Source organism: Pseudomonas guariconensis (assembly GCF_040822035.1).
In the GTDB taxonomy this organism is placed as follows: Bacteria; Pseudomonadota; Gammaproteobacteria; order Pseudomonadales; family Pseudomonadaceae; genus Aquipseudomonas; species Aquipseudomonas guariconensis.
This window is the reverse complement of record NZ_CP162012.1, coordinates 5,120,760-5,145,900: the sequence shown is the minus strand read 5'-3', so window position 1 is coordinate 5,145,900 and position 25,141 is coordinate 5,120,760. Positions and strand designations below refer to the sequence as shown.

Annotated in this window: 23 protein-coding genes and 2 pseudogenes; 10 read left to right on the top strand and 15 right to left on the bottom strand. The window is 58.9% G+C overall.

The window, feature by feature from the left end; all coding sequences use genetic code 11:
- Positions 1-96 precede the first annotated feature (96 nt).
- On the top strand, positions 97-1,383 hold the full coding sequence (locus AB1N67_RS23930; RefSeq protein WP_367863442.1) for an NAD(P)/FAD-dependent oxidoreductase: 1,287 nt from the start codon (positions 97-99) through the stop codon (positions 1,381-1,383).
- Between the two features lie 91 nt (positions 1,384-1,474).
- Here AB1N67_RS23930 and AB1N67_RS23925 read toward each other — a convergent pair whose 3' ends face one another.
- On the bottom strand, positions 1,475-2,902 hold the full coding sequence (locus tag AB1N67_RS23925) for a mechanosensitive ion channel family protein (RefSeq protein ID WP_253131342.1): 1,428 nt from the start codon (positions 2,900-2,902) through the stop codon (positions 1,475-1,477).
- Positions 2,903-3,139: 237 nt separating this feature from the next.
- On the opposite strand from AB1N67_RS23925, the gene ycaC reads away from it, so the two are divergent.
- From ycaC to AB1N67_RS23905, 4 genes are all read left to right on the top strand, one after another.
- Positions 3,140-3,769, top strand: a complete 630-nt coding sequence (gene ycaC / locus AB1N67_RS23920) for an isochorismate family cysteine hydrolase YcaC (RefSeq protein ID WP_043213448.1) — start codon at positions 3,140-3,142, stop codon at positions 3,767-3,769.
- A 59-nt stretch (positions 3,770-3,828) separates the two neighbouring features.
- Positions 3,829-4,380 (top strand): antibiotic biosynthesis monooxygenase, encoded by a 552-nt coding sequence (locus AB1N67_RS23915; RefSeq protein ID WP_043213446.1) that lies wholly within the window; start codon positions 3,829-3,831, stop codon positions 4,378-4,380.
- Between the two features lie 39 nt (positions 4,381-4,419).
- On the top strand, positions 4,420-5,238 hold the full coding sequence (locus AB1N67_RS23910; RefSeq protein ID WP_043213444.1) for an alpha/beta fold hydrolase: 819 nt from the start codon (positions 4,420-4,422) through the stop codon (positions 5,236-5,238).
- A gap of 292 nt (positions 5,239-5,530) precedes the next feature.
- Complete coding sequence (locus AB1N67_RS23905) at positions 5,531-7,372, top strand: amidohydrolase (RefSeq protein WP_167358081.1); 1,842 nt, start codon at positions 5,531-5,533, stop codon at positions 7,370-7,372.
- 95 nt (positions 7,373-7,467) lie between these two features.
- On the opposite strand, the gene AB1N67_RS23900 is transcribed toward AB1N67_RS23905, so the two are convergent.
- From AB1N67_RS23900 to AB1N67_RS23890, 3 genes and pseudogenes are all read right to left on the bottom strand, one after another.
- Positions 7,468-8,379, bottom strand: coding sequence for a LysR substrate-binding domain-containing protein (locus AB1N67_RS23900; RefSeq protein ID WP_043213439.1), 912 nt, complete (start codon positions 8,377-8,379; stop codon positions 7,468-7,470).
- A 152-nt stretch (positions 8,380-8,531) separates the two neighbouring features.
- Positions 8,532-10,319, bottom strand: a complete 1,788-nt coding sequence (locus tag AB1N67_RS23895) for a monovalent cation:proton antiporter-2 (CPA2) family protein (protein ID WP_090344245.1) — start codon at positions 10,317-10,319, stop codon at positions 8,532-8,534.
- Between the two features lie 164 nt (positions 10,320-10,483).
- Positions 10,484-11,338, bottom strand: a pseudogene (locus tag AB1N67_RS23890) (YifB family Mg chelatase-like AAA ATPase); the annotation flags it as partial.
- Between the two features lie 33 nt (positions 11,339-11,371).
- Between AB1N67_RS23890 and AB1N67_RS23885 the strand changes: the two are divergent.
- The gene (locus AB1N67_RS23885; protein ID WP_367863441.1) at positions 11,372-13,117 is read left to right on the top strand and encodes a recombinase family protein; all 1,746 of its coding nucleotides are present in this window, start codon (positions 11,372-11,374) and stop codon (positions 13,115-13,117) included.
- Positions 13,118-13,134: 17 nt separating this feature from the next.
- Here the strand turns inward: AB1N67_RS23885 and AB1N67_RS23880 are convergent, their stop codons facing one another.
- Both AB1N67_RS23880 and AB1N67_RS23875 read right to left on the bottom strand, forming a co-directional pair.
- Complete coding sequence (locus AB1N67_RS23880) at positions 13,135-13,752, bottom strand: recombinase family protein (protein ID WP_367863440.1); 618 nt, start codon at positions 13,750-13,752, stop codon at positions 13,135-13,137.
- 386 nt (positions 13,753-14,138) lie between these two features.
- Positions 14,139-14,468, bottom strand: coding sequence for a helix-turn-helix domain-containing protein (locus AB1N67_RS23875; protein WP_367863439.1), 330 nt, complete (start codon positions 14,466-14,468; stop codon positions 14,139-14,141).
- 168 nt (positions 14,469-14,636) lie between these two features.
- On the opposite strand from AB1N67_RS23875, the gene AB1N67_RS23870 reads away from it, so the two are divergent.
- Positions 14,637-15,092, top strand: coding sequence for a hypothetical protein (locus AB1N67_RS23870; protein ID WP_367863438.1), 456 nt, complete (start codon positions 14,637-14,639; stop codon positions 15,090-15,092).
- Here the strand turns inward: AB1N67_RS23870 and AB1N67_RS23865 are convergent.
- From AB1N67_RS23865 to AB1N67_RS23845, 5 genes and pseudogenes are all read right to left on the bottom strand, one after another.
- Positions 15,069-15,713 carry an inovirus-type Gp2 protein gene (locus AB1N67_RS23865; protein WP_367863883.1) on the bottom strand — a complete coding sequence of 215 codons (645 nt, stop codon included), beginning with the start codon at positions 15,711-15,713 and terminating at the stop codon, positions 15,069-15,071. The genes AB1N67_RS23870 and AB1N67_RS23865 overlap by 24 nt on opposite strands.
- 301 nt (positions 15,714-16,014) lie before the next feature.
- Positions 16,015-16,998, bottom strand: a complete 984-nt coding sequence (locus AB1N67_RS23860; RefSeq protein WP_367863437.1) for a reverse transcriptase family protein — start codon at positions 16,996-16,998, stop codon at positions 16,015-16,017.
- Positions 16,955-17,281: a helix-turn-helix domain-containing protein gene (locus AB1N67_RS23855; RefSeq protein ID WP_367863436.1), complete on the bottom strand. Its 327-nt coding sequence runs from the start codon at positions 17,279-17,281 to the stop codon at positions 16,955-16,957. Before AB1N67_RS23855 ends, AB1N67_RS23860 begins: the two co-directional genes overlap by 44 nt.
- Positions 17,282-17,926: 645 nt before the next feature.
- Positions 17,927-18,580: pseudogene (locus AB1N67_RS23850) on the bottom strand (magnesium chelatase domain-containing protein); the annotation flags it as partial.
- Positions 18,581-18,760: 180 nt separating this feature from the next.
- Positions 18,761-19,024, bottom strand: a complete 264-nt coding sequence (locus tag AB1N67_RS23845) for an accessory factor UbiK family protein (RefSeq protein ID WP_043213432.1) — start codon at positions 19,022-19,024, stop codon at positions 18,761-18,763.
- A 387-nt stretch (positions 19,025-19,411) separates the two neighbouring features.
- On the opposite strand from AB1N67_RS23845, the gene glnK reads away from it, so the two are divergent.
- From glnK to sutA, 3 genes are all read left to right on the top strand, one after another.
- Positions 19,412-19,750 carry a P-II family nitrogen regulator gene (glnK, locus tag AB1N67_RS23840; RefSeq protein WP_002555808.1) on the top strand — a complete coding sequence of 113 codons (339 nt, stop codon included), beginning with the start codon at positions 19,412-19,414 and terminating at the stop codon, positions 19,748-19,750.
- Positions 19,751-19,792: 42 nt separating this feature from the next.
- A complete protein-coding gene (locus AB1N67_RS23835; RefSeq protein ID WP_043213430.1) occupies positions 19,793-21,124 on the top strand; it encodes an ammonium transporter in 1,332 nt (443 codons plus the stop codon).
- Between the two features lie 457 nt (positions 21,125-21,581).
- The gene (gene sutA, locus AB1N67_RS23830; protein ID WP_043213429.1) at positions 21,582-21,908 is read left to right on the top strand and encodes a transcriptional regulator SutA; all 327 of its coding nucleotides are present in this window, start codon (positions 21,582-21,584) and stop codon (positions 21,906-21,908) included.
- Between the two features lie 85 nt (positions 21,909-21,993).
- Here sutA and AB1N67_RS23825 read toward each other — a convergent pair whose 3' ends face one another.
- From AB1N67_RS23825 to dapF, 4 genes are read right to left on the bottom strand one after another with little or no spacing between them, the layout of a single operon-like run.
- Complete coding sequence (locus AB1N67_RS23825; protein ID WP_043213427.1) at positions 21,994-22,689, bottom strand: HAD family hydrolase; 696 nt, start codon at positions 22,687-22,689, stop codon at positions 21,994-21,996.
- Positions 22,686-23,585 (bottom strand): tyrosine recombinase XerC, encoded by a 900-nt coding sequence (xerC, locus tag AB1N67_RS23820; RefSeq protein WP_043213418.1) that lies wholly within the window; start codon positions 23,583-23,585, stop codon positions 22,686-22,688. The genes AB1N67_RS23825 and xerC overlap by 4 nt, the downstream gene beginning before the upstream one ends.
- Positions 23,585-24,295, bottom strand: a complete 711-nt coding sequence (locus tag AB1N67_RS23815; protein WP_043213416.1) for a DUF484 family protein — start codon at positions 24,293-24,295, stop codon at positions 23,585-23,587. Before AB1N67_RS23815 ends, xerC begins: the two co-directional genes overlap by 1 nt.
- Before the next feature lie 13 nt (positions 24,296-24,308).
- Positions 24,309-25,139, bottom strand: coding sequence for a diaminopimelate epimerase (dapF, locus tag AB1N67_RS23810; RefSeq protein ID WP_070572093.1), 831 nt, complete (start codon positions 25,137-25,139; stop codon positions 24,309-24,311).
- Between the last annotated feature and the right edge of the window lie 2 nt (positions 25,140-25,141).

Sequence of the window (25,141 nt, the reverse complement as noted above, 5' to 3'; positions counted from 1 at the left end):
AGGGTTTTTGACCTGTGATGTAGCTGTGGGAGCGGGTCCAGCCGCGAAAGGGCCGCGCAGCGGCCCCAACAAGAACAACACTGCTGGAGCCGGGCCATGTCCGAATTGCGTCAAGAATGTCTGTGGGAGTTCGTCACCAAGCCGACCGTCGCCGCCCAGGCGCTGGCGGGTGAGCACAAGGCCGATGTCTGCGTGATCGGCGGCGGCATCACCGGGCTGTCCGCAGCGATCCACCTGCTCGAACAGGGTAAGTCGGTGATCCTGCTGGAGGCCTGGAAGATCGGCCATGGTGGCTCTGGACGCAACGTCGGTCTGGTCAATGCCGGCACTTGGATCCGTCCCGACGATGTCGAGGCGACCCTCGGCCTGGAGCAGGGCAGCCGCCTGAACAAAGTGCTCGGCGCAGCGCCTGCCGAAGTGTTCGCGATGATCGAGCGCCTCGGCATCGACTGCCAGGCCCAGCACAAAGGCACCCTGCACATGGCACACAACGCCACTGGCATTGCCGACCTCGAGGCGCGTCACGCCCAGTGGAGTCGTCGCGGCGCGGATGTCGAGCTGCTGACCGGGGCCCGCTGCCAGGAATACTGCGGCACCGACAAGATTTCCGCCGCGCTGCTCGACCGCCGCGCCGGCACCATCAACCCGATGGCCTACACCCAGGGCTTGGCTGCCGCCGTGGCACGCCTGGGCGGACGGGTATTCCAGCAATCTTCGGTCGAAGGCCTTGAGCGCGACGGCGATGGCTGGCGAGTGAACACCGCTCGCGGCTCGGTGCGCGCCGACAAGGTGGTGATCTCCACCGGTGCCTACACCGAAGGCGAGTGGAGCAACCTGCAGAAGCACTTCTTCCGTGGCTACTACTACCAGGTGGCTTCCAAGCCGCTGGAGGGCGCCGCGGCCGACAAGGTCCTGCCTCATGGCCAGGGCTCCTGGGACACCCGCACCGTGCTCAGCAGCATTCGCCGCGACGACCAAGGCCGTCTGCTGCTCGGCAGCCTCGGCCGAGTGGACAACAAGCCGGCTTGGTTCGTGCGCAGCTGGGCAGACCGCATCCAGAGCCATTACTACCCGGAGCTGGGCAAGGTCGAGTGGGAGATGCACTGGACCGGTTGCATCGACTTCACGCCGGATCACTTGATGCGCCTGTTCGAGCCGGCCCCTGGGCTGGTGGCGGTGACTGGCTACAACGGCCGGGGCAACACGACCGGGACGGTGATTGGCCGTGCGTTCGCCGAGTTCCTGCTCAAGGATGACCCGAACAGCCTGCCGATCCCGTTCTCGCCAATGAAGCCGGTCAGCGCGCCTTCGCTGCGCACGGCCTTCTATGAGTCGGGCTTCTCGCTGTATCACGCGGGGCAATGCCTGCGGGTGGTGCTCTGACCGCGTCGGCTTGTGCGCGGGCAAACCCGCTTCCACAGGGCAGCGCTGGCCTTGTAGGACTAGGTCTACCCGCGAAAGGCGCCTGGACGCATCACTTGTGCAGCCAGCTGAGGAAGCCGCCTTTCTTCACCACGGGCGGTTTCTGCATCAGCAAGGACTCCCGGTTCTGACGACGGAAACGCTGCAGTTTGGTCAGAGCGGTCTGTACCTCGCCCCGCTGGGCCAGGCAGTTGCGCACCTGCTCCTTGTCGATGCGATAGAGCAGGCAGCCTGTCAGGGTCCGAAATTCGGCCAGCGACTCCTCCTCGTCGATCAGGCCTTCGATTCCCAGCACCTCGCCAGGCCCCATGCGCCCGGCTTCGATCAGGCGTTCGCCATCGCGAATTGACGCCGACACCACGCCGCTGCCGATCACCAGCACGTAGTCGGAGTGTTCCCCCACGCCCAGGATCACCTGGTCCGCCAGGTATTCCACCGCGGTCATGCGCTGGCTCAAGGCGTCGCGTTCATCGCTGGTCAAGGAGCGGAACACCCGCACGTCATCCAGCAGCTCGCGCTGGCGACTGCGTGGGGGCAGGGCGAGGTCCACGTTCCACATCACCCCGTTGGCCTCCAGATGACGATGGGCCAGGTCGAACAGTTGGTTGCGCACCTCGACCTTGCGCTCCATGGTCGCCACGAACCCGCTGGCCTCGTACTCCACCGACTCTAGCGTTGAGGCTTTCACGGTGACCTTGGGCGGCGGTGTCGTGAGTAGCGCGCTGGTGCCCTGCAGGGCTTTTTCCAGCGCATCGAATACCCGCTTGGGGCGCACCTTGGCCGGCACCACCACGCTGATCGACACCCCATGCACGTCCGCCGGACGGCTGAAATTGAGCAGCTTGGCCTTGGCCACCACCGAGTTGGGCACCACCGCCAGGCTGCCATTGCCGGTGAGCAGGCGCGTGGCCCGCCAGTCGATGTCCAGCACCTTGCCCTCGGTACCGTCGATGGAGATCGCATCACCAATCTGATAAGGCCGCGTAGTGTTGAGCACGATGCCTGAGAACACGTCCGCCAAGGTGCTCTGCAATGCAAGGCCGATGACGATGGCCATGACGCCTGAGGTTGCCAGCAGACCCTTGACCGGCAGTTGCATCACGTAGGCCGCTGCCGCGATCACCGCTGCCACGAAGATCAGTGCCCCGAGCACGTCTTGCAATAACCGCCCGCCATGACCGCCCCGGGCGATCAGCACCAGGCCGAACACCACTGTCACGGTACGGGCAAAGAACAGCCACCAGGCGATCTCCAGCGCGGTGGCCATCAGGTTGCGGGGCACGTCGTCCACCCAGGGCGCCGGTTGCAACGGGCTCATGCCCGCCGCCAACAGGACCCAGCTGAACAACAGGAAAATAACCAGCCGAGCGCCGATACGGCAGGCCCGGCGCTGGACCGGGATCAATTGCCATAACACCAGGTCGAGCAGCAGCAGGGCGGCGCCGAGCAACAGCGGGGAGGACTGAATGAACGCCAGCATGGAAGTCTCGCGACAGAGAAAGGCTGTGGGTAGTAAAGAGCAGGTTGGGCGGGCAGGCAATGGAGCCGGGGCCGCACAGCGGCAAAAGGCTCGCAAAGGGTGTCGCTTCGATCATCGTTCCGAAAATAGAACGCTAGAGCCAGTTTTCGCTATCTAGTGCTTCAAAGGTGATGTTTTTAATCTGTGCCCATGCAGTCAAGGCAACACCCCAACTCACTCACTGAAGGAACACAGACCATGAGCAAATTCACCTACAACCGCCTGGACAAGAACAACGCTGCCGTACTGCTGGTCGACCACCAGGCAGGCCTGCTCTCGCTGGTACGGGACATCGAGCCTGACCGCTTCAAGAACAACGTGCTGGCCCTGGCGGACCTGGCCAAGTACTTCAACCTGCCGACCATCCTCACCACCAGCTTCGAGCAAGGCCCCAACGGCCCGCTGGTCCCGGAGCTCAAGGCGCAGTTCCCGGACGCCCCCTACATCGCGCGTCCAGGCCAGATCAACGCTTGGGACAACGAAGACTTCGTCAAGGCGGTGAAGGCCACCGGCAAGAAGCAACTGATCATCGCGGGTGTGGTGACCGAAGTGTGCGTGGCCTTCCCGGCGCTGTCGGCCTTGGAAGAAGAGTTCGAAGTGTTCGTGGTCACCGATGCCTCCGGGACCTTCAACGAGATGACCCGCGACGCCGCCTGGCGCCGGATGGAAGCGGCCGGTGCGCAACTGATGACCTGGTTCGGCGTGGCCTGTGAGCTGCACCGCGACTGGCGCAACGACATCGAGGGCCTGGGTACCCTGTTCTCCAACCACATCCCGGACTACCGCAACCTGATGACCAGCTACAGCACGCTGACTGCTGGCAAGTAACCCACTTCACCAGGCGCCGGATCCCGGCGTCTGGCCTCATCTTGTCCAGGGGAAGGCCGATGAACAACCGTACCGTGGTGACGCTGGTCATCCAGCACAAAGTGCGCACCGATGCGCTGGCGCGTTATGAAGCCTGGTTGCGGCACACCGTCAGCGTGGCCCGCCAGCAGCCGGGTCATCTGGATGTGAATGTGATCCGTCCTGACGACGGTGGCCGTCAGTTCACCACCGTGGTGCGCTTCGCCGAGGCCGACCAGCTGCAGGCCTGGGTCGACTCTCCCGAGCGCCAGGCGCTGATCAACGAGGTGCTGCCGCTGCTGGAGGAGGGCGACCAGACCCAGGTCCATGACGATCCGGAGTTCTGGTTCACCCCGCCCACCACCGGTGCATCCCAACCGCCGCGCTGGAAGCAGGCGCTGCTGACTTACCTGGTGATCTGCCCCATGACCTTGGTCATCCCGCAACTGCTGTCGCCGCTTTTCGCGCGCTTTCCGCAGTTGGGCGGCGCGATCACCGGCAACTTGATCGTCAACCTGTTCGTCATCCTGCCCGTGGTGTTCTACATCATGCCGTGGGTAACCCGTCGCTGCGCCGACTGGCTGCGCGGCTGAACCACGCCTCTAGCTCGACACTTTCAAGGAGATACCGATATGACCACCCTCGTTACCCGCGATGGCACTTCGATCTATTACAAGGACTGGGGCAGCGGCAAGCCTGTGCTGTTCAGCCACGGCTGGCCACTGGACGCCGACATGTGGGATTCGCAGATGGAGTTCCTGGCCAGCCGCGGCTACCGCGCCATCGCCTTCGACCGCCGTGGTTTCGGGCGTTCGAGCCAGCCCTGGGATGGCTACGACTACGACACCTTCGCCGATGACATCGCCCAGTTGATCGAACACCTCGATCTGCGTGACGTGACCCTGGTCGGCTTCTCGATGGGGGGCGGTGATGTCAGCCGTTACATCGCCCGTCACGGCAGCGAGCGGGTGGCCGGGCTGGTGTTGCTGGGGGCGGTGACCCCGGTGTTCGGCAAGCGTGACGACAACCCCGAGGGGGTCGACCTGTCGGTGTTCGAAAGCATCCGTGCCGGTCTGCGTGCCGACCGTGCGCAGTTCATCGCCGATTTCGCCACACCGTTCTATGGCCTGAACCATGGGCAGCAGGTCTCCCAAGGGGTGCAGACCCAGACCTTGAACATCGCCCTGATGGCCTCGATCAAGGGCACCCTGGACTGCGTGACAGCCTTCTCCGAGACCGACTTCCGTCCGGACATGGCGAAGATCGATGTACCGACGTTGGTCATCCATGGCGACGACGACCAGATCGTGCCGTTCGAGACCACCGGCAAGCAGGCGGCGGCGTTGATCCGCGGGGCTGAGCTGAAGGTGTATGCCGGGGCACCGCATGGGTTTGCAGTGACCCATGCCCAGCAGCTGAACGAAGATCTGCTGGCGTTTCTTCAGAAGTGATCGTGGCAGGCTTTCACGGGTGAGCCCGCGAATCGAGCTCGCCAGGCAGCACAAATGGTGAACAGGGCTACCCTTTCACAACCCACCGCACTGCACTTATCGGCATGCCCCGCAGCGGCTCCGGCCGCTGCCGCCCCAGACGGAGAAGACCATGTCCAAGGATCGCAACGACAAGACCCGTCGCCAGTTCCTCGCCACCAGTACCGTCCTCGGTGCCGCCGGCGCGCTCTGGTCCGCATTGCCTTTCGCCGGCCAAGCCGGTTCCGCTTACGCAACAAGCCAAGGAGGTTCCATGTCCGCCGACCTGATTCTGTTCAACGGCAAACTGCATACTGTTGACCGCGAGAAGCCCACCGCGACCGCCGTCGCCATCAAGGACGGCCGCTTCATTGCCGTGGGCAGCGACGCCGAGGCCATGGCCCACAAAGGCAACACCACGCAGATCATCGACCTCAAGCAACGCACGGTGATCCCCGGTCTGAACGACTCGCACCTGCACCTGATCCGCGGTGGCCTGAACTACAACCTGGAACTGCGCTGGGAAGGCGTGCCATCAGTTGCCGATGCCCTGCGCATGCTCAAGGACCAGGCCGCACGCACCCCCACGCCCCAATGGGTGCGAGTGGTCGGTGGCTGGAACGAATTCCAGTTCGCCGAAAAGCGCATGCCGACGCTGGAAGAAATCAACCAGGCCGCGCCGGACACGCCGGTGTTCCTGCTGCACCTTTACGACCGCGCGCTGCTCAACCGTGCCGCCCTCAACGCCGTGGGCTACACCAAGGAGACGCCCAACCCACCAGGCGGCGAGATCCAGCGTGACAAGTTCGGCAACCCGACCGGCATGCTCATTGCGCGTCCCAACGCGATGATCCTCTACGCCACCTTGGCCAAGGGGCCGAAGCTGCCGCTGGAGTATCAGGTCAACTCCACGCGCCAGTTCATGCGTGAGCTCAACCGCCTGGGCCTGACCAGCGCTATCGATGCCGGTGGTGGCTACCAGAACTACCCGGACGACTACCAGGTGATCCAGGAACTGGCCGACAACAACCAGTTGACCGTGCGGATTGCCTACAACCTGTTCACCCAGAAGCCTAAGGAGGAGCTGGCCGATTTCAAGAACTGGACCTCCAGCGTCAAGCTGCATGGCGGCAACGACTTCTTCCGCCATAACGGCGCCGGCGAGATGCTGGTGTTCTCCGCCGCCGACTTCGAGGACTTCCTCGAGCCGCGCCCGGATCTACCGCAGACCATGGAGCAGGAACTGGAGCCGGTGGTGCGCCATCTGGTTGAGCAGCGCTGGCCGTTCCGCCTGCACGCCACCTACAACGAATCGATCTCGCGCATGCTCGACGTGTTCGAGAAGGTGAATCGCGATATCCCGTTCAATGGCTTGCCATGGTTCTTCGACCATGCTGAGACCATCACCCCGCAGAACATCGAGCGAGTGCGTGCGCTGGGCGGTGGCATCGCCATCCAGGACCGCATGGCCTTCCAGGGGGAATACTTCGTCGACCGCTACGGCGCCAAGGCTGCCGAGCAGACGCCACCGATCAAGCGCATGCTCGACATGGGCGTGCCGGTGGGCGCCGGTACCGACGCGACACGGGTGTCCAGCTACAACCCGTGGACCTCGCTGTACTGGTTGGTCAGCGGCAAGACCGTGGGTGGCATGGCGTTGTATCCGCAGGGACTGAGCCGCGAGACTGCGCTGCAACTGTTCACCCAGGGCAGCGCCTGGTTCTCCAGCGAGCAGGGAAAGAAAGGTCAGATCAAGGTGGGGCAGTTGGCGGACCTGGCGGCACTGTCACTGGACTTCTTCAGTGTCGATGAAGAGGCGATCAAGGGCATCGAGTCGGTGCTGACCATTGTCGATGGCAAGGTGGTCTATGGCGCAGCGGAGTTCGACAAGCTCGGACCGCCCCAGGTGCCGGTGCTGCCGGAGTGGTCGCCGGTGACCAAGGTTCCGGGGCATTGGCGGGTGGGTACACCGTCCTTGGCGGCGGTGGCACATCAATGTGTCGGGCCGTGCGGCGTACATGCGCACAGCCATGAGAAAGCGCGTCATTCGACCGTGCCGGTGAATGACTTCCAGGGCTTCTGGGGAGCGTTGGGCTGTTCCTGCTTCGCCTTCTGAAAGCCACCAGGCTGGCGCCGGCCCCCACAGCATTCAACAGGCTCTTGTGGGGGCTGGCGACCGCGTGCCAGGGCTGCAAAGCGTCACCCGCCAACTCACGCCATATCGCTGACCGCGAACTCCTCGGCCAGATGATCGATCAACGCCCGCACTGACGGTAGCAACCCCCGCCGGGACGGGAAGATCGCATGGACGATCCCGCAGCGCGGGTGCCAACCCGGCAGCATTTCCACCAACCTGCCTGCCGCCAGGTCTTCGCGCACCGCTACCCGTGGCAAATGCGCGATTCCCACACCTGCCACCACAAAGTGACGCAAGGCGAACAGGTCGTCGGTGACTACCTTGGGCTTATGTGCGATCACCAGCTTCTGCGCCATGCTTTCGTCCTGGAACAATTCCCACTGGTACTCACGCTGCGAACTGCCCCAATGCAGGCTGGGCAGTTGGCCCAGCATCTGCGGCTCGAAGTTTTCCGGCAGTTGTTCGAGAAACGACGGCTGCCCCACCAGGCACTGAGTACTATTGCTCAGCACCTTCATCACCATGTCGGTATTCTCCAGCGGCGGGAAGCGCACCCGCAGTGCGATGTCGAAGCCTTCGTGAAGCAGGTCGACCCGGCGGTTGGTGCTCTCGATGAACAACTCCACCTGCGGGTACTTGGCCATGTAGCGCGTCAGCATCGGCCCCACCCAGGCATTGAGCAAGGTCGTGGGGCAACTGATGCGTACCAGGCCGCGGGGCTCGCTGCGGTTGCGCTCGATGATTTCGGCGGCCCCCTCGGCCTCCACCCGCATGGCCAGGCAGCGCTGGTAATAGGCTTGGCCGACTTCCGTCAGCGAGCAGTGCCGGCTGGTGCGATGCAGCAGACGCACGCCCAGGCGCTCTTCCAGTTCGGCGATGCGCCGGCTGAGCTTGGATTTGGGCATGTCCAGGGCCCGGCCGGCCGGCGCGAAACCGCCGTGCTCGACTACCTGGGTGAAGTAGTAGAGGGAGTTGAGGTCTTCCATGGGCATTCTCGAAACGCAGGCGAGGGATTTCGCAGTCTACCGTAGCGAGTCTGTTTTGAGCGGCGAAGGCCCATGAATGAGTAGGGGCCGCTGTGCGGCCCATGCAGGATCAGTCCATCTTCGCAGGCATAGCGGTGCGCTGAGGCTATGGCCTACGGCGCATCCGACTCGAACAGCCGCTCCAGCTCCTTGCGCGCTTCCTGGGCGGTCTGCATCACCTTGGCCCGGTCGTCGCGCACGCGGCCTTGGGCTTCGAGTACTTGCTCGTCGTGTTCGGTGAAGCGTTGGATTCGGTCTGCGGCCTGCTCGCCCGACAAGCCCAGTCCGAGCAGGGTGCGGCGGCTCATCTCAAGGCTGGAATAGAACGTCTCACGGATCGGCTCGGCGCCCACGTCCATCAGCTTGTGCACATGCTGGCGGTTGCGCGCCCGGGCGATCACCTTCAGGTGCGGATACAGGCGCTTGACCCGCTCGGCGGTGCGGGTGGTCACTTCCGGATCATCCGTGGTGATGATGACGTACTCGGCTTCGCCAACCTTGGCCGCATGCAAGACCTCCGGGCGCTGCGGGTCGCCGTAGAACACCGGAGCCTGTTCGAAGGTGCGAGTCATCTCGATGGTGTCCACCGAGGTGTCCAGGGCAATGAAGGGGATTTTCTGCGCCCGCAGGATGCGCGAGACGATCTGACCCATGCGGCCCATGCCGACGATCACCACCCGTGGTGTGTCGGCCTGGATGCTCTTGTAGTGCTCCGGCACCTCGCGAGCCGGTTGCGGGCGCTTGAGCAGGCGTGCGCAGGCCAGCAGCAACAGCGGGGTGATGGCCATCGACAGAGTGATGGTCATCAGCAGCATGTCGTGGGTACGGGCATCGAACAGGCCCTGGTCCTTGCCCAGCTTGAACACTACGAAGGCGAATTCGCCACCTGCCGCCAGCACCACGCCAAGGCGCAGGGCGCTGGCGGTGTTCAAGCCGCCGGCCAGGCGCCCGACCAGCATCAGCAACGGCAGTTTCACTGCCACCAGCAGCAGGGTCAGGCCGAGCAGTACCAGCGGCATCTCCAGCAGCAACCCGAGGTTGGCGCCCATGCCCACACTGATGAAGAACAACCCCAGCAACAGACCTTTGAACGGCTCGATCTGTGACTCCAGCTCGTGACGGTACTCCGAGTCCGCCAGCAGCAGACCGGCGAGGAAGGCGCCCAAGGCCATGGAAATGCCGGCCTGCTCCATGAGCCAGGCGGTGCCGATCACCACCAGCAACGCAGTCGCGGTGGACACCTCCGGCAGGCCGGTACGGGCCACGGTGCGGAATACCGGGCGCAGCAGGTAGCGGCCGCCGACGATGACGATGGCGATGCTGGCGAATACCTGCAGACCATGCTGCAGGCTGTCGCCATGGCTGGTGTCCGGGCCGCTGGCGGCCAGCAGTGGCACCAGGGCGATCAAGGGGATGGCGGCGATGTCCTGGAACAGCAGGATGGCGAAGGCCAGGCGACCGTGAGGGGCATTGAGCTGTTTGCTTTCGGCCAGGCTCTGCAAGCCGAATGCGGTGGACGACAAGGCCAGGCCCAAGCCCAGCACCATGGCGCTGGGCAGCGGCTGGCCGAAGCCGAACAGGGCGATGGCGCCAATGACCGCACCGGTCATCAGCACCTGGGCCAGACCCACGCCGAACACCGCCTTGCGCATCAGCCACAGCCGCCGTGGCGAGAGCTCCAGGCCAATGATGAACAGCAGCAGGACCACGCCCAGCTCGGAGATGTGCGCGACGCTCTCGGTGTCGCGAATCAGTCCCAGTGCCTGGGGCCCGATGGCCACACCAGCGAGCAGATAGCCGATCACCGCCCCCAGTTGCAGGCGCTTGGCCAGGGGTACGGCAACGACGGCGGCAAGCAGGAAAATCACCGCCGTTTGCAGCAGGCTGGCTTCGTGGGGCATGGCTCGGACTCCTTGAGCGACGAGAGGGTTAGGCAATGGATAGCAGAGGCGGGCATTTTCGTCTTGAGCAGCAAACAGGACAATCCCGTCGCTTCGGGAAGCATCGTTCCGGAATCGATACCTTTGGGCAGCGGATTATCCACGAACCGGGTGCTGTCTGATGATCAGGTGCTTGGTCGATACTGGAGCGCTTCGGCCAAGTGCGCACGCCCAATGCATTCTCTCTGTTCAAGGTCTGCCAAAGTACGGGCTACCTTGAGCAGGCGATGGGCCGCCCGCAGGGACAAAGTCAGGCGCTCGCAGGCATTTTCCAACCAGGCCTGGTCGACCGCTTCCAGCGCACAGTGGCGACGCAGGCCGTTGAGGTCGAGAAAGGCATTGGCGCAGCCCTGGCGCCGCTGCTGTAACTCACGTGCCTCGGCCACCAGGCGGGCGACGCTGGCGCTGGACTCGCCGCAAGGCTGGTGGGTCAGTACGGTGCTTTCCCTGGCCACGGTCTGGTGCAGATCGATCCGGTCGAGCAGCGGGCCGGACAGCTTGTTGCGATAACGCTGGATTTGCTCGGTGCTGCACCGGCAACGCCCGGTGGGATCACCCAGGTAACCGCAAGGGCAGGGGTTCATGGCCGCTACCAGCTGAAAGCGTGCAGGAAAGCGTATGCGATCCTTGGCACGGGCCACCACGATTTCCCCTGACTCCAGCGGCTCGCGGAGCACTTCGAGCACGCGTCGCTCGAACTCCGGCAGTTCGTCCAGAAACAACACGCCATGATGCGCCAGGGTGATCTCGCCCGGTTGAGGTCGACTGCCACCGCCCACCAGGGCCGGGCCTGACGCCGAGTGATGAGGATGACGGAAGGGGCGCTGGGGCCAGCAGTCCAGCGGCTTATGACCGCTGACCGATTGGATTGCCGCCACTTCCAGAGCCTCGTGCTCATCCAGCGGCGGGAGCAACCCGGGCAGGCGGCTGGCGAGTAGGGTCTTGCCCGTGCCGGGCGGTCCGGTGAAAAGCAGGTTATGGTACAATACACCCAAATCGATAAGGATTAGCCCATGCAGCCTAAAGCCTACAGCTATGTCAGATTCTCCACTCCTGAACAGGCGAGGGGCGACAGTAAACGTAGGCAATATGAGGCAGTTATCGAATACGCGACTAATCATGGGCTTGATTTGGTAACCGACGCCGAATATAGATTCTTAGATGCTGGCGTTAGTGCTTATAAGGGTAGTAATGCGACAGGTGCAGCCGCCAGCCTTAAACGTTTCTATGATTATGTTCAGGAAGGCAAGATTGCTGCTGGCTCCTATCTTCTTGTGGAATCGTTGGATCGATTAAGTCGAGAGCAGCTTGATCTGGCGGTACCTAGATTTCTAGAGCTGCTAAGTCTGGGGATTAATGTTGTAACTCTAAGTGACGGAAGTGTTTATCGAAAAAACCCAGATATGGTTAAACTTATCGTTTCGATAATCCATATGGGTCGTGCGCATTTAGAATCTAAGATCAAGGGTGAGCGGGTTTCGAAGGCTTGGCGTAATAAGCAACAGCAAGCGCGAAACAGTAAAATTCCGCTTGGAGGTGCATGCCCACAATGGCTTCAATATGAGGGCGGGGTCTATAACGCCATAGAGCATCGTGTCGATGTGGTGAAGCGTATCTTCGAACTGACGATTGAAGGCGCAGGGCAACGGAAAATTGCTAAAATCCTAAACTCCGAGAATGTTCCAGTATTCGGCACTGAAGGACGTAATAAGTCTGGGCTGTGGGGTAGCAGCTCCGTTTCGAAGATTTTACAAAATCGTTCCGTTCTCGGTGAGTATCAGCCATATGTACAAGAGGAAGGCATTCGGGTAATTGCGGGTGATCCTGTGATAAATTATTACCCTGCTATTATTGATGAGTCAGTCTTTTATGCTGCTCTGAGTAGCAGGAAAACAAGGAATGTATCTAAGTCAACAAAGCAAACAGCCAACTTCAATGTTTGGTCGAAGTTGGCGGTGTGTGCCTATTGCAAATCAGCAATGCATTTGGTCAATAAGGGGGCATCGCCGAAAGGAGGGAAGTATCTTCGATGCTTTAGGTCCGCGAAAGGTGGCTGTGATGCAAAGCAAATTCGACTTGACTTGTCAGAAAGTGTATTCAAAGAGATTTTAGCTAAGCTCGAATCTATCTCGTTGGTAAGGGACAACTCACGAGCGTTGCGTCAGAATATATCGGAAATTGAGGGGAGGATTACAGCCGGAGAGACGTTGCTTGAAGAATATTCGGTAATATTCAAGCAAGCGCCTTCGATGATGGTCGCCAGTGCGACGGCCGAGAAGGAGAAAGAGCTATCTGAGTTGAGGGAAAAACGAGAAGCGTTACTAGCTGAACTGTCTTCTGAAATGATTTACAGCAAGGTTGACTTTTTCAGTAGGCTTGATCTTGTGAGCTACAGTGGAAGGCGCGCAGCCAATCTGCACTTGCATAGATTGAAAACAGTAGTGCGTATGAAGATTGAGCTTAAGGAAGTCTTTTTCACAGTACTCATAGATGGCATGCCCAAATTTGCTTTCGTCGTATCTGAGGCAGGTGAGATTCAGTTCGTACCACTAAACGTCGCTAGCCTGCGAAGCGCACTTCGCCAAGGGGACTTGGATGTAACTAAGTTTCCTGTAGCCCCCCGGCGTATGCTTAGCGCAGCCCTGTCTAACGGTGAACATTCAGAGTACCAAGATCAGATTGATGCGGAGCATGAGGTCTTTAAGGTAAAGACCACTCCTGAACTCATTGCCTCACTCAGGGCTTCGTTGAAGCTTTAGGGAGTAGGGCATGAGGGTTACAATGTTTCTTGCTTGATACGATAGATCGTTGCTACACCACAATCAGCGAGCTTTGCCAACTGCTCTGCGTTCATGGTTGGATGTTGCGCCATCAAAGCTTTTACCGTTTCGCGAAGCTTCAGGTTTTTACTTTTACCTTTCGGCTTCCAAGTAGGCTCTTGCACACGCTTGTTGGCCAAGCCTTGATTAATTCGCTCCACTCGTTTTGCTTGATCTAGCCTCGCCATAGTCGACATTAGGTCGATCAGCATGTCATTGATTACACGCATAATTTCACCTGGGATGCTATCGCTTGCCATTTCCCAGCTTGTTGGCATGTCGGCCACGATCAGACGAAGCCCTTTAGCTTTAATCGTAGATTTCAACGAATCCCAATCTTCCATGGACAACCTTGAGAGTCTATCGACAGATTCACATAGCAGTATTTCTCCAGGCTTGGCGGCCTCGAGCAATCTCATTAGCTCGGGGCGATTGAGTTTTGTCCCACTGATATTTTCAGAATAGACATCAACCACGCGCAACGACTTTTGCTGGGCAAAAATCTCCAAGTCTGCTCTCGCCCGGTTGGCATCTTGATCTTTCGTTGAAGCCCGTAGATATAGGTGTGTGTTCATTTTTTATCCTTTGTCTTTCAGGTGGATAGATTAGTGATAAATCTATCATATGTCTATCTGTGAATGTTATCTGATAGATAATTTGAAGGCTCTTCTTTGCTACCAGAGAAGTAGACTCTATTGATAGAGCTTACAGAGTGACTGGCTAGACCTTTATGGAGGCTTAAAGTGATCCGAGTATTTTGCTGAGCATATGAAGCGGCATTTGTCTGCCAGCAAAGCCGCGATAGTACGCCCAGCTTACTAAAGGTGAACCTGAAATCAGTCCGAATCTAATAAGAAGTAAGAAAAGATCCCTTCATTACTCTAGTGACAAGCCGAGTCATCTTTGGCTCGCTCGCATGAGATTTCATAAGCAGTTCGGCTGATTGGTGCTTACGGACCAACTATCGAGTTTTCTTTTTTTTTGTAAAATTTAAAATATCGGAAAGTGCCTTTGTATCTTCTATAGTATAAATGATATCGGTGATTTGGTGACGAATCTTAGACTTTACTAGTTTCTTCTCTTCAGAGAAGAAATCCCGGACTGACACATCTAACGCATTCGCTATGCTCTCGAGGGCGTCAATCCCTGGAGCATACGCCCCTCTTTCAAAGCGACTAACAGTTAAAGGTTCATAACCGCATTGCTCTGCCAGTTGCGCCTGAGTGAGGCCTTTAGCGGTCCGCAAAGCTTTGATCCGTGCCCCAAGGGCTGTTAGGGAGGTAGCGGTCATTTCGGTCACTCGCAAATGAACGCATGCTTGCATCCTAGCTCAAACCCAAGAAGATCATATTATGACTATGTGGAGGCCATATAGTGATCATGATATGATCTATTTTGTGCTGCCTCTGGCTAGCATCACATAGCAACCTACCAATGGATCTGAAAGGCGAATAAGTCGATGAAGCAATTGACAGCTGTAATTAGCACTGCGTTTTTGCTGCAAGTAGCAAACGTGGAAGCGAAGATCTGGGAAACAACAGGGGATGTCGACATTGGGATTTCCCGTGATGTTCTCCAATCCACGATTGTATGCAGCAACGCAGACGTGCAACTTAGGCTGATGGAGCTTGTAGCTGAGGGGCGCCGCGATCAAGGGGTGAAGCACCTTGAAAATCGCACGAAGGCAGGTGAGTGCGTGTATGTTCCAACTCAATCGATAACTGTACTGGGTGTAAAAATGGCGAAAATTTCTGGGGCGGAACGCAAGGTTCCCTCGGTTTACGTACTGGTCAAGGTCGCGGGACCAAATTTTCGCGGGTATGTTGGACCGTCAGCTTTACTCAATCGAGGTTTTGACATTATCAAAGACGTTCAGAAGGTTAATAAAAGTTTAGGCGCTCCCCTGGTACAATAATTCCGGCGCCTCGCTTTCTTTCCTTTTGATAGGAAGGGATGAAAAAGAAAAGCGACGGTAAGATTCGCCGGTGTTAAAGTGCTTGTCTCGGGTTTTCGCAAGATAGCTGAGATGGTAGAAACACTGTGATAACGCACAATTATCTCCACGATTTAATACGTGGTATCCACAAAACTGAATGGAGCCTCCTGTAAGCTGTTTCCAGCGCTTTTCTAGGAGCCCCCATAGTCCGGTATTGCCTTTGCTGGAAATCGTTCCTAAAACGCGCTGGAGGCTTTGTATGCCTATGAAAAGATGGAAGTGCGACCTGCCTGTTTTTCCATTTTCTTTTACCCAGCCATGAATAAACTTTTTATGGCAGTTCCAAGATGTTGAACCTAGATCCATCTTGATGAGCCTAAGGTATCTACTAAGTGATAAATTTTCTAACTTATGATCAAGAGATTTCTCCGCTGGAAAATGCAGGTCTATTCTAACTATTGTAATTCGTGCGTAATGGCTTTGGAGGGCGCGTACTTGATCAAGTATGCGGCGTAGTAAGGCTGGGTATACACCATGGTTTCTGGCTTTGCAGCTGTTGATTTTGAATCCGTCATAGGACTCTATATAGGCGGGCTTCATTAGCATTTGATTGTATTTCTGTACTCATATAAAAATAAATTGTATGCCTTATGCATTTATGGCTTCTTCTGCGTCGATGCTGATCCCTATGTTGGATGACAGATACAGATACAGATATTAATAAAATGCAGATGACTTTTGTTGTGCGAATGCGCGAAGCTTAAGGGATAGCAGGCATTCAGATTACGACAAAAGAGGTTGTCGAAAGCTGATTATAAGGGGGAGGGTGGGCCATCTAAACATTCAGAGGCTCCGAAAGATGATGGCACGTGGTTATGCATTCGTGCCTGCAAGAGGGGGCTTAAGAAACGCTCTCGGCTAGAGTGGCGCGAGCGGAAAGTGCCTTAGACCGGAATTTTGGGTCTAGATATGAGGCTTCATTGAGAACGCCAGCAAGCTTTTCCATGAGCTTGACTTCACTAAACCCATAGCTTTCTATCCGACCATTGATAGCCGCTTCAAGACGCCGGACAGTTAACAGTCGGGCATGTGGAACTGTTATTCTACCATTAATTATTACTGTGCCTGTAATGTGCTTAGGCTGGTTCTCTTTGAAGATTCGAGTCTTCTTGGTGTTGATGCTATGACCGTGGCGGCGAACGATAGATATAACTTCACGCTCTAGCGAAGTCGGAATCGCATCTCCGGAGAAGGTCAGATCATCGACATAGCAAGTAAATGTCAGATCGTGTCTTTTTGCTAGAAGAGCAAGGCTATCGAACATAGATTGCATGCTATACAAGGCCAATAGAGGACTTAATGGGCTTCCTGTTGGTATGCAATTTTTATGAGTTGATAGTTTGGTTAAGTGGCCTGCTACATCTCGGACACATTTCAGATTATTTAAGTAAAACGAGTATACGTGATGAGCTTTTACCGAGCTGTAGAAATCACTCAGATCAAAAGTTGCAACGGTTTTTGCATTCACGTGGGCTTGGGCGTTCGATCTATAAGAGCGCTTCTTTACACCGGCATGCGCATAGTCTGGGTACTCTATGCGTTGAAGTAGTTTTAAGATGCGCTCATGTACTACGCGCAATGCTTTGTTCGGTGTTTGAACAAGTCGGGCTTTCTTTCGCTTTTGGGAGAAAGGATTGTATTCTTCAAGCAAGGTGAACTCGCGATAGTTCTCATCACTGTTTAAGAGATTAGATATTTCGAGTTCTGTGCGAGAAAGAGTTTCAGCTAATTTTTTAGGTGAGGTTAGTTTGTATAAGGCTGACTGATTTATAGCATATAGCTTAAAAGACTTTCGCTTTTTTACCGAGCTTTGCTGACGTCTCATTGCGGCTTTGATTCCATTCAAGTATTGAGACAATCCGTTTTGCTACATGCAATCTTATCTTGTCGGTAGGTTTTGGATTGTCCAAATTTTCCGAGAAGAAAAGTATTGATGATAGTGGGATTTCGAATGCTTCACTATATCTAGTAAGGATTTCGATTGTAGGTTGCTTCTTTCCACTCTCTATTTCAGATAGATAAGAGTTGGATATCCCTAAACGCGCAGAAAGTTCTGACTGGTTTACGTCATAGAAAGTTCTGATTATTTTCAGGGCTTTATTAAGCATGATTAGCACCTGTGATGTGTGTGACTACAGTGGGGGTAGACTTATTCAGGCATGGAATCGAAGAAAGCTTGGACTTTCGGCCAGTATTTATCAACCAATGCGAACAGATTCACGAAGAATCGAACACCTTGGAAGCATGCCCAAAAGACCTTTACAACGCTCCACTTCTTCTTCTTAGCTGGACTAGCCAGACATTGCTCTGCGGTATTACTACTATCACTCTTTTGCATATTTAATGCTCCTGTTTGGTTATGACACATGCGAAATGCAAGTGTCTCTCGCGCATAACCACACAAGAAAAGTGAAACGGGTTGAGCAATGCTTTTCCCCCCCCTGAAACACCGGCTTCGTCGCTCTCGACGAAGCCGCCTATGTATCGATGGATGCCTGTGACGAGCACCGGCCCCCTCTCGAGTTACAAGGGGTAGAGCCTTACGGCCCCGCAGTACATGACACCGAGATGCCGTTGTACCTACAGCAAGCGAGATTAAGTCACCGACCGCCCAAGTAATATCCTCGAATCGCCTATTGCTCGTCAACAGTTTTTTCGCAAATAGCGAAAATATTTCGCGAGACAATAAAAATACCATATAAAACAATGGGTTACATGCTTGCTTTGAATTTTGATGAAGACGGTGTTTTGTAGCCAGAAGTTAGCAGATTGTGTGCACCGGCCGCAGCCACCAGCAGCGCACGCTTGGCGGCAGTCTGGCCCTGGACCTCGCTGAGGTCCGGGTAGGGCCGCTCCCGCAGCAGCAGGCCGTTGGCTGCAAAGGGTGATAGGGGCGACTGGCCGTTGAGGTGGGCCACCAGCTCGAGCAGATGGCCCACCGCGTAGACCACCAAGCCATTCGCCAGGCTCGCTTCCTCGGCGTTCTCCCTGGGTACCACCAGGGCTCGCCCAGCCTCTCGCGCGGCCAGTGCAGCAGGCAGCACGCCTTGCACTGGGCGCAATCCACCCGACAGCGCCAGCTCGCCGATGCACTCGATTTCGCTCAGGGGCGCCACCGGAACCTGGCCATTGGCGGCCAGGATGCCCAAGGCGATGGCCAGATCGTAACGCCCGCCGTCCTTGGGCAGATCGGCCGGGGCGAGGTTCTGGGTGATGCGTCGGGCGGGGTAGTCCAGGCCGGAGTTGACGATGGCGCTGCGCACGCGGTCCTTGCTCTCCTTGACCGTGGCTTCGGGCAGACCGACCAGGGTCAGGGTGGGCAGGCCGTTGGCCAGATGGGTTTCGACACTGACAGCAGGCGCCAGCACGCCGACCTGGGCGCGGCTGTGGACGAGGGCGAGGGACATGGACACTCCGTGGTCGCTTGGGGAAAACCGCTTCCTGCGGTTGGGCAAGCATAGAGCGCCTGGGGAAGGGCGATTGCGAAAGAGTGCGTCGGGGTTTTGCAGGGAGTGACCGACGGCCTGTAGGGACAGCGGTGTTCATGAGAACACCGCAGAACAGGCATCGGCGAAAGCGGGCGGCTGTTATTGCTCAGCGGACGGAGCGATCCGCGCTTCCAGCTCGGCCACCTGCTTTTCCAGGGCTTCCAGGCGTGCGCGAGTGCGCGCCAGGACTACCATCTGGCTGTCGAATTCATCCCGGCTGACCAGGTCCAGTTTACTGAAGGCGCCCTGCATGAGGACCTTGAACTGGCTCTCCAGTTCGGCGCGTGGCTGTGCGGTGTCGCCGCTGAACAGGCGAGAGGCCTGGTCGCTCAGGGCGTCGAGAAAGGCTTTGGGCGCGAGCATGTTGGGCTGTCCGCTTGAATCGTTGAGAGGTGCGCAGTGTAGCACGCACCTGGATGGCGTTTGCCCTGCACATTTTTTGCGCAGTCTGCAGCGGTTCGACGCACCGAAGTTGTGCGTGTTTTCTCTGCTGGCGATTGGCCAAAGCCTGCCTCTGAGCGTAATCGACTGTTTTTGCTCGGGTTATCCGAAGTGGCAAGGTTTCTGCAAAGACCATTTCGAGCCATGCACTGATGCAGTTCTTGTGACCAGGCAGTGCGAGGCTGGAACCAACGGCCCCTCGACTTTGGCGAGAGGGCTCCGACGACGGGTTACAAAGCCAACCGCTGCGCTTAGACTTGAGACGGGTTTGTTTTCCTGGGGCAAGTCCACCAAATCGGGAGAAGTTTCATGAAGCTAGTCACTGCCATCATCAAGCCGTTCAAGCTGGACGACGTGCGCGAGTCGCTGTCGGAAATCGGCGTGCAGGGCATCACCGTGACCGAAGTAAAAGGCTTCGGTCGGCAGAAAGGCCATACCGAGTTGTACCGCGGTGCCGAGTACGTGGTCGATTTCCTGCCCAAGGTGAAGATTGACGTCGCGATCGACGACAAGGACCTTGACCGTGTCATCGAAGCCATCACCAAGGCCGCCAACACCGGCAAGATCGGTGACGGCAAGATCTTCGTGGTCAATCTGGAGCAGGCCATCCGCATCCGTACCGGCGAAACCGATACCGACGCGATCTAAGTAACACCGCCTCACAAACCCAACGCCCCAGGAGAAAACAACATGACTCTGCGTAAGATCGCAGGGCTAGGAGCCCTATTGTCCCTCGTAATGCCCGGCCTGGCCTTGGCAGAGGAAGCTGCCCCGGCGTTGAATTCCGGCGATACCGCCTGGATGCTCACTGCCACGGCGCTGGTGCTGTTCATGACCATTCCGGGTCTGGCCTTGTTCTATGGCGGCATGGTCCGCTCCAAGAACGTGCTGTCGGTGATGATGCAATGCTTCGCCATTACCGGGCTGATGAGCATTCTGTGGGTGGTCTACGGCTACAGCCTGGCATTCGATACCACCGGTATGGAAAAGGGCGTGGTCAATCTCTATTCCTTCGTCGGCGGCTTCTCGAAGGCGTTTCTGAGCGGCGTCACGCCTCAGAACCTGACCTCGGCCACCGCGCTGTTCCCCGAGGCAGTCTTCATCACGTTCCAGATGACTTTCGCCATCATCACCCCGGCGCTGATCGTCGGCGCCTTCGCCGAACGCATGAAGTTCTCGGCCATGCTGGTGTTCATGGGCGTCTGGTTCACCCTGGTCTATGCGCCGATCGCGCACATGGTCTGGAGCGGTGATGGCGCGCTGATGTGGGATTGGGGCGTACTCGACTTCGCCGGTGGCACCGTGGTGCACATCAATGCCGGTATCGCCGGCCTGGTCTGCTGCCTGGTGTTGGGCAAGCGCAAAGGCTACCCGACCACCCCGATGGCCCCGCACAACCTGGGCTATACGCTGATGGGCGCGGCCATGCTGTGGATCGGCTGGTTCGGTTTCAACGCAGGTTCCGCCGCCGCGGCCAACGGCACCGCCGGCATGGCGATGCTGGTCACCCAGATCGCCACCGCCGCCGCAGCGCTGGGCTGGATGTTTGCCGAGTGGATCGGCCACGGCAAACCCAGCGCCTTGGGCATCGCCTCCGGTGTGGTCGCAGGCCTTGTGGCCATCACCCCGGCGGCAGGCACCGTGGGGCCGATGGGCGCGCTGATCATCGGCCTGGCTTCAGGCGTGATCTGCTACTTCTGCGCCACCAGCCTCAAGCGCAAGCTGGGCTATGACGACTCCCTGGACGCCTTCGGTGTGCACGGCATCGGCGGTATCGTCGGCGCCATTCTCACCGGTGTGTTCGCGGCGCCTGCCCTGGGCGGCTTCGGCGCGGTCACCGACATCGCCGCGCAGGTCTGGGTGCAGACCAAGGGCGTGCTGTTCACCGTGGTCTACACCGCCATCGTCACCTACGTGATCCTCAAGGTGCTGGACGTGTTGATGGGGCTGCGGGTCAACGAAGAAGAAGAGTCGGTCGGCCTCGATCTGGCTCAACACAACGAGCGCGGCTACAACCTGTAACCGCGACGCGCTGGAAAACTTGCCCGGTTCGCCGGGCATTTTTTTGCCTGGAATTCGCTGTTTAGCGAAGAGCAAACGGTTTACCCGGCACGTTCGTGACACAGGCCTAAAACTTACAACGCGCTGGGCGTTCAGGGAGCTTTGCTTTTTCAACGAGCGCGCTAGAATGCGCGCCGAAGGGTGTTCGATGAGCTGTCCACACACTTCTCCACCCTTTGCTAGGCTTGCCAGTAGCGCATGGCCAGCAGGTGCTGCCGGCGCTTTTTTCCGGCCGATGGCTCGATGATTTTTCAGGTTCTGCCAGGAGCAGAGCCTGTTGGGCGACAGTCTCCACATCAGGAGAGAGACGTCCGGGCAGTGGCCAACCCACGGCCAGTTGAATTTTCACTGGTGGCTGCCGGTCTACGGCTCCACTGGTCTATAACTAACCTGCTTTTCGCAAGTCATGAGGTAGAACATGAGCGACGACGATCTGGAAAATGACGACCTCGAAGTAGGCGATGAAGACGAGGCCGATGAGGGCCTTGAAGCTGCGGCCGACGACGGCGCGGAAGACGCTGGCGAAGACGACAGCCCCGCACCGGTAGCCAAGGGTAAATCCAAGGCGGCGGTCTCGGTGGACGAGATGCCAAGCATGGAAGCCAAGCAGAAGGAGCGCGATGCGCTGGCCAAGGCCATGGAAGAGTTCCTTGCGCGTGGTGGCAAGGTTCAGGAGGTCGAAGCCAACGTGGTCGCCGATCCACCCAAAAAGCCGGACAACAAGTACGGCAGCCGCCCTATCTGAGTGGCTGAACGCAAAAAAGCCCGCCGTCGCTGCGGGCTTTTTTGTGGGCGCGGGTTTTGTCGGGCTGTGCGGTAAACCGCCCCTTTCAGCGCCAGCGCGACAGAACGTCCGGCAACTGCGACAGCCGCTGGATTTCTGCATCCGGTGCCCGTTCGCCCACCCACGCCTTGCCTTGGGGATTGAACCACACCGCCCGCAGCCCGGCGCGCTGGGCGCCCGCGACATCGTCAGCGGGATGGTCGCCAATGTGCACTGCAGCACCGGCCTGGACCTCGCCCCGACGCAGGGCTTCCATGAACGGTGCCGGGTCCGGCTTGCCGATGCCCAGGTCCTCGGCGCACAAGGCAAACCTGAAGTAGTCCGCCAGCCCCAGACGACGCACGTCGGCGTTGCCGTTGGTGACCACGCCGAGCATGTACTGGTGGCGCAGGATTTCCAGCACAGGTTGCACTTCGGGGAACACCTCCACCTGATGGCGTGCGTGCAGGAACACCTCGAAGCCTTCGTTGGCCAGCTCCAAGGCTTGTTTCTCGCTATAGCCGACCTCTTCCAGCGCATGGAACAGCACACGGCGGCGCAGGGCGCTGATGCGGTGCTTGAGACCGGGTTCGGCCTGCACCAGGCGCTCGCGGATGGCGAACAGGTGCTCGACCGGCACGCCGCCCAGGATCGGGGCATTGGCCGCGAGCCAGTCGCGCAGGACGATTTCGGCGCTGGCGATTACCGGTGCGGTGTCCCACAGGGTGTCATCCAGGTCGAAGGTAATCAGCTTGATGCTCATGAGTCTGTGCCTTTGCTGCGTTTGGCCCGAGGATGGGCGCTGTCGTACACCGCGGCCAGGTGCTGGAAGTCCAGGTGGGTGTAGATCTGCGTGGTGCCGATGTCGGCGTGGCCAAGCATTTCCTGCACTGCGCGCAGGTCCTGGGAAGACTCCAGCAGGTGGCTGGCGAAAGAGTGGCGAAGCATGTGGGGATGCAGGTGCTGGCCCAGCTCGCGCTCGCCCGCGGCCTTGACCCGCATCTGGATCGCCCGTTGGCCGAGGCGGGTGCCTTGGCGGGTCAGGAACACTGCGTTGTCCCGAGGTGCGCTGATGCCGCGCAGCTTCAGCCACTGCTGCAGGGCCTCGCGGGCCTTGCGTCCGACCGGCAACACACGGGCCTTGTTGCCCTTGCCTTGTACCTGAACCAGCCCGGCGGTCAGATCCAGCTGGTCCAGGTCAAGGTTGGTCAGCTCAGACAGGCGTAGCCCGGAGGAGTAGAAAAGCTCGAGAATCGCCTGGTCGCGACGGGCAATGAAGTCATCGTCCACGCCGCCGTCGAGCAGCTGCAAGGCTCGATCGGTGTCCAGGACCTTGGGCAGTCGGCGCTCGCCCTTGGGCGCGGCCAGGCCATTGGCCGGGTTGTGCTGACACAGATCTTCGCGGTTCAGGTATCGGTACAGCCCGCGCACTGCCGAAAGCAGGCGTGCCAGGCTTCGAGCGGACTGGCCATGCTGGTGCAGGCGCGCCACCATCTGGCGCAACTGCTGGACCTGCAGGGCATTCCAGTCGGTGATGCCTTGGGCGGCGCAGAATTCGATGACCTTCTGCAGGTCGCGACGGTAAGCCAGTTGGGTATGTTCGGACATCTGGCGCTCATTGCGCAGATGATCGCAATAAGCCTCCAACTGGCGTTCCATCAGCGCACCGGTCGCAGGGTCTGGGTGAAGCGCGGGACGACGCGGCCGAGCACTTCGGCGATATAACTCAGGAACAGGGTGCCGACGCTGCTCTTGTAGTGCTGCGGGTCGCGGCTGCCGATCGCCAGTACGCCGTGCAGCCCTTGGTAGTCGAGCGCGGCGACCGCGCTGGAGCCGACTTCCTTGCGCTGCTCCTCGCCGAACAGGAACGCCAGCTCATGCTCGCGCAGGTTGCCGCTGACAGTCTTGCCGCTGCCCAGCAGCGCGCCGATGGCCTGTTGGGCTTCGCCGTTGCTGGCCCAGCGGCCGACAGGGGCTGCACTTTCGCCGAACAGGATCAGGCTGACGAAAGGCACCTGGAATTCCTGGCGCAGGCTGTCCTCCACGGCCATGACCACTTCCTCGAGGCTGCCCGCGTCGAGCAGGTCGAGGATCAGGCGACGGGTCTTGTCGAACAGCCGGTCGTTGTCCCGGGCCACATCCATCAATTGCGAGAGGCGATGACGCATCTCGATGTTGCGATCGCGCAGCAACTTCAGCTGACGCTCCACCAGCGACACGCTGTCGCCACGCTGGTGGGGGATGCGCTGCTCTACCAGCAGCTCATCGTGTTCGGCGAAGAAGGTCGGGTGGGCGCGCAGGTAGGCGACCACGGCCTCGGCATCGAGGCTGGGGGCCTGCTCGGGTACAACCTGGGGCTGATCGGTCATGGCGGTTACTCGATTAGAGACGAACCTGTCCTTCATACACGCGTACGGCTGGGCCAGTCATCAGTACGGGCTTGCCGGGGCCGGCCCACTCGATGTTCAGGCGGCCGCCCGGCAGGTCGATGCTCACCGGCGAATCCATCCAGCCTTGGCTGATGGCGGCTACCGCGGCCGCACAGGCCCCGGTACCGCACGCCTGGGTTTCGCCGGCGCCACGCTCCCAGACCCGCAGGTTGGCGTGGTGGCGGTCGACGACCTGGATGAAGCCGGCATTGACCCGCTGCGGGAAGCGCGGATGGTGTTCGATTTTCGGGCCCAGCTCATGCACCGGGGCCGTTCTCACGTCGTCGACACGCAGCACTGAGTGGGGATTGCCCATGGACACGGCGGCGATCGAATGGACCTGGCCGTCGACTTCCAGTGGATAGCTCAGGGCCTGTTCATCGGCGATGAAGGGTATCTCGGCCGGGGCGAAGCGCGGCGGGCCCATGTCGACACACACCTGGCCGTCGTTGCGCACGTCCAGCTCGATGATGCCGCCTTTGGTTTCCACGCGGATGCGCTTCTTGGCGGTCAAGCGCTTGTCCAGCACGAAGCGGGCGAAACAGCGCGCACCGTTGCCGCACTGCTCGACCTCGGAACCGTCGGCATTGAAGATCCGATAGCGGAAGTCCACGTCCGGGTTGTTCGGCGCCTCGACGATCAGCAGCTGGTCGAAGCCGACGCCGGTGTTGCGGTCACCCCACTGCTTGGCATGCTTGGGCTGGATGTGCGCGTGCTGGCTGACCAGGTCCAGGACCATGAAGTCGTTGCCCAGCCCGTGCATCTTGGTGAAACGCAGCAGCATGG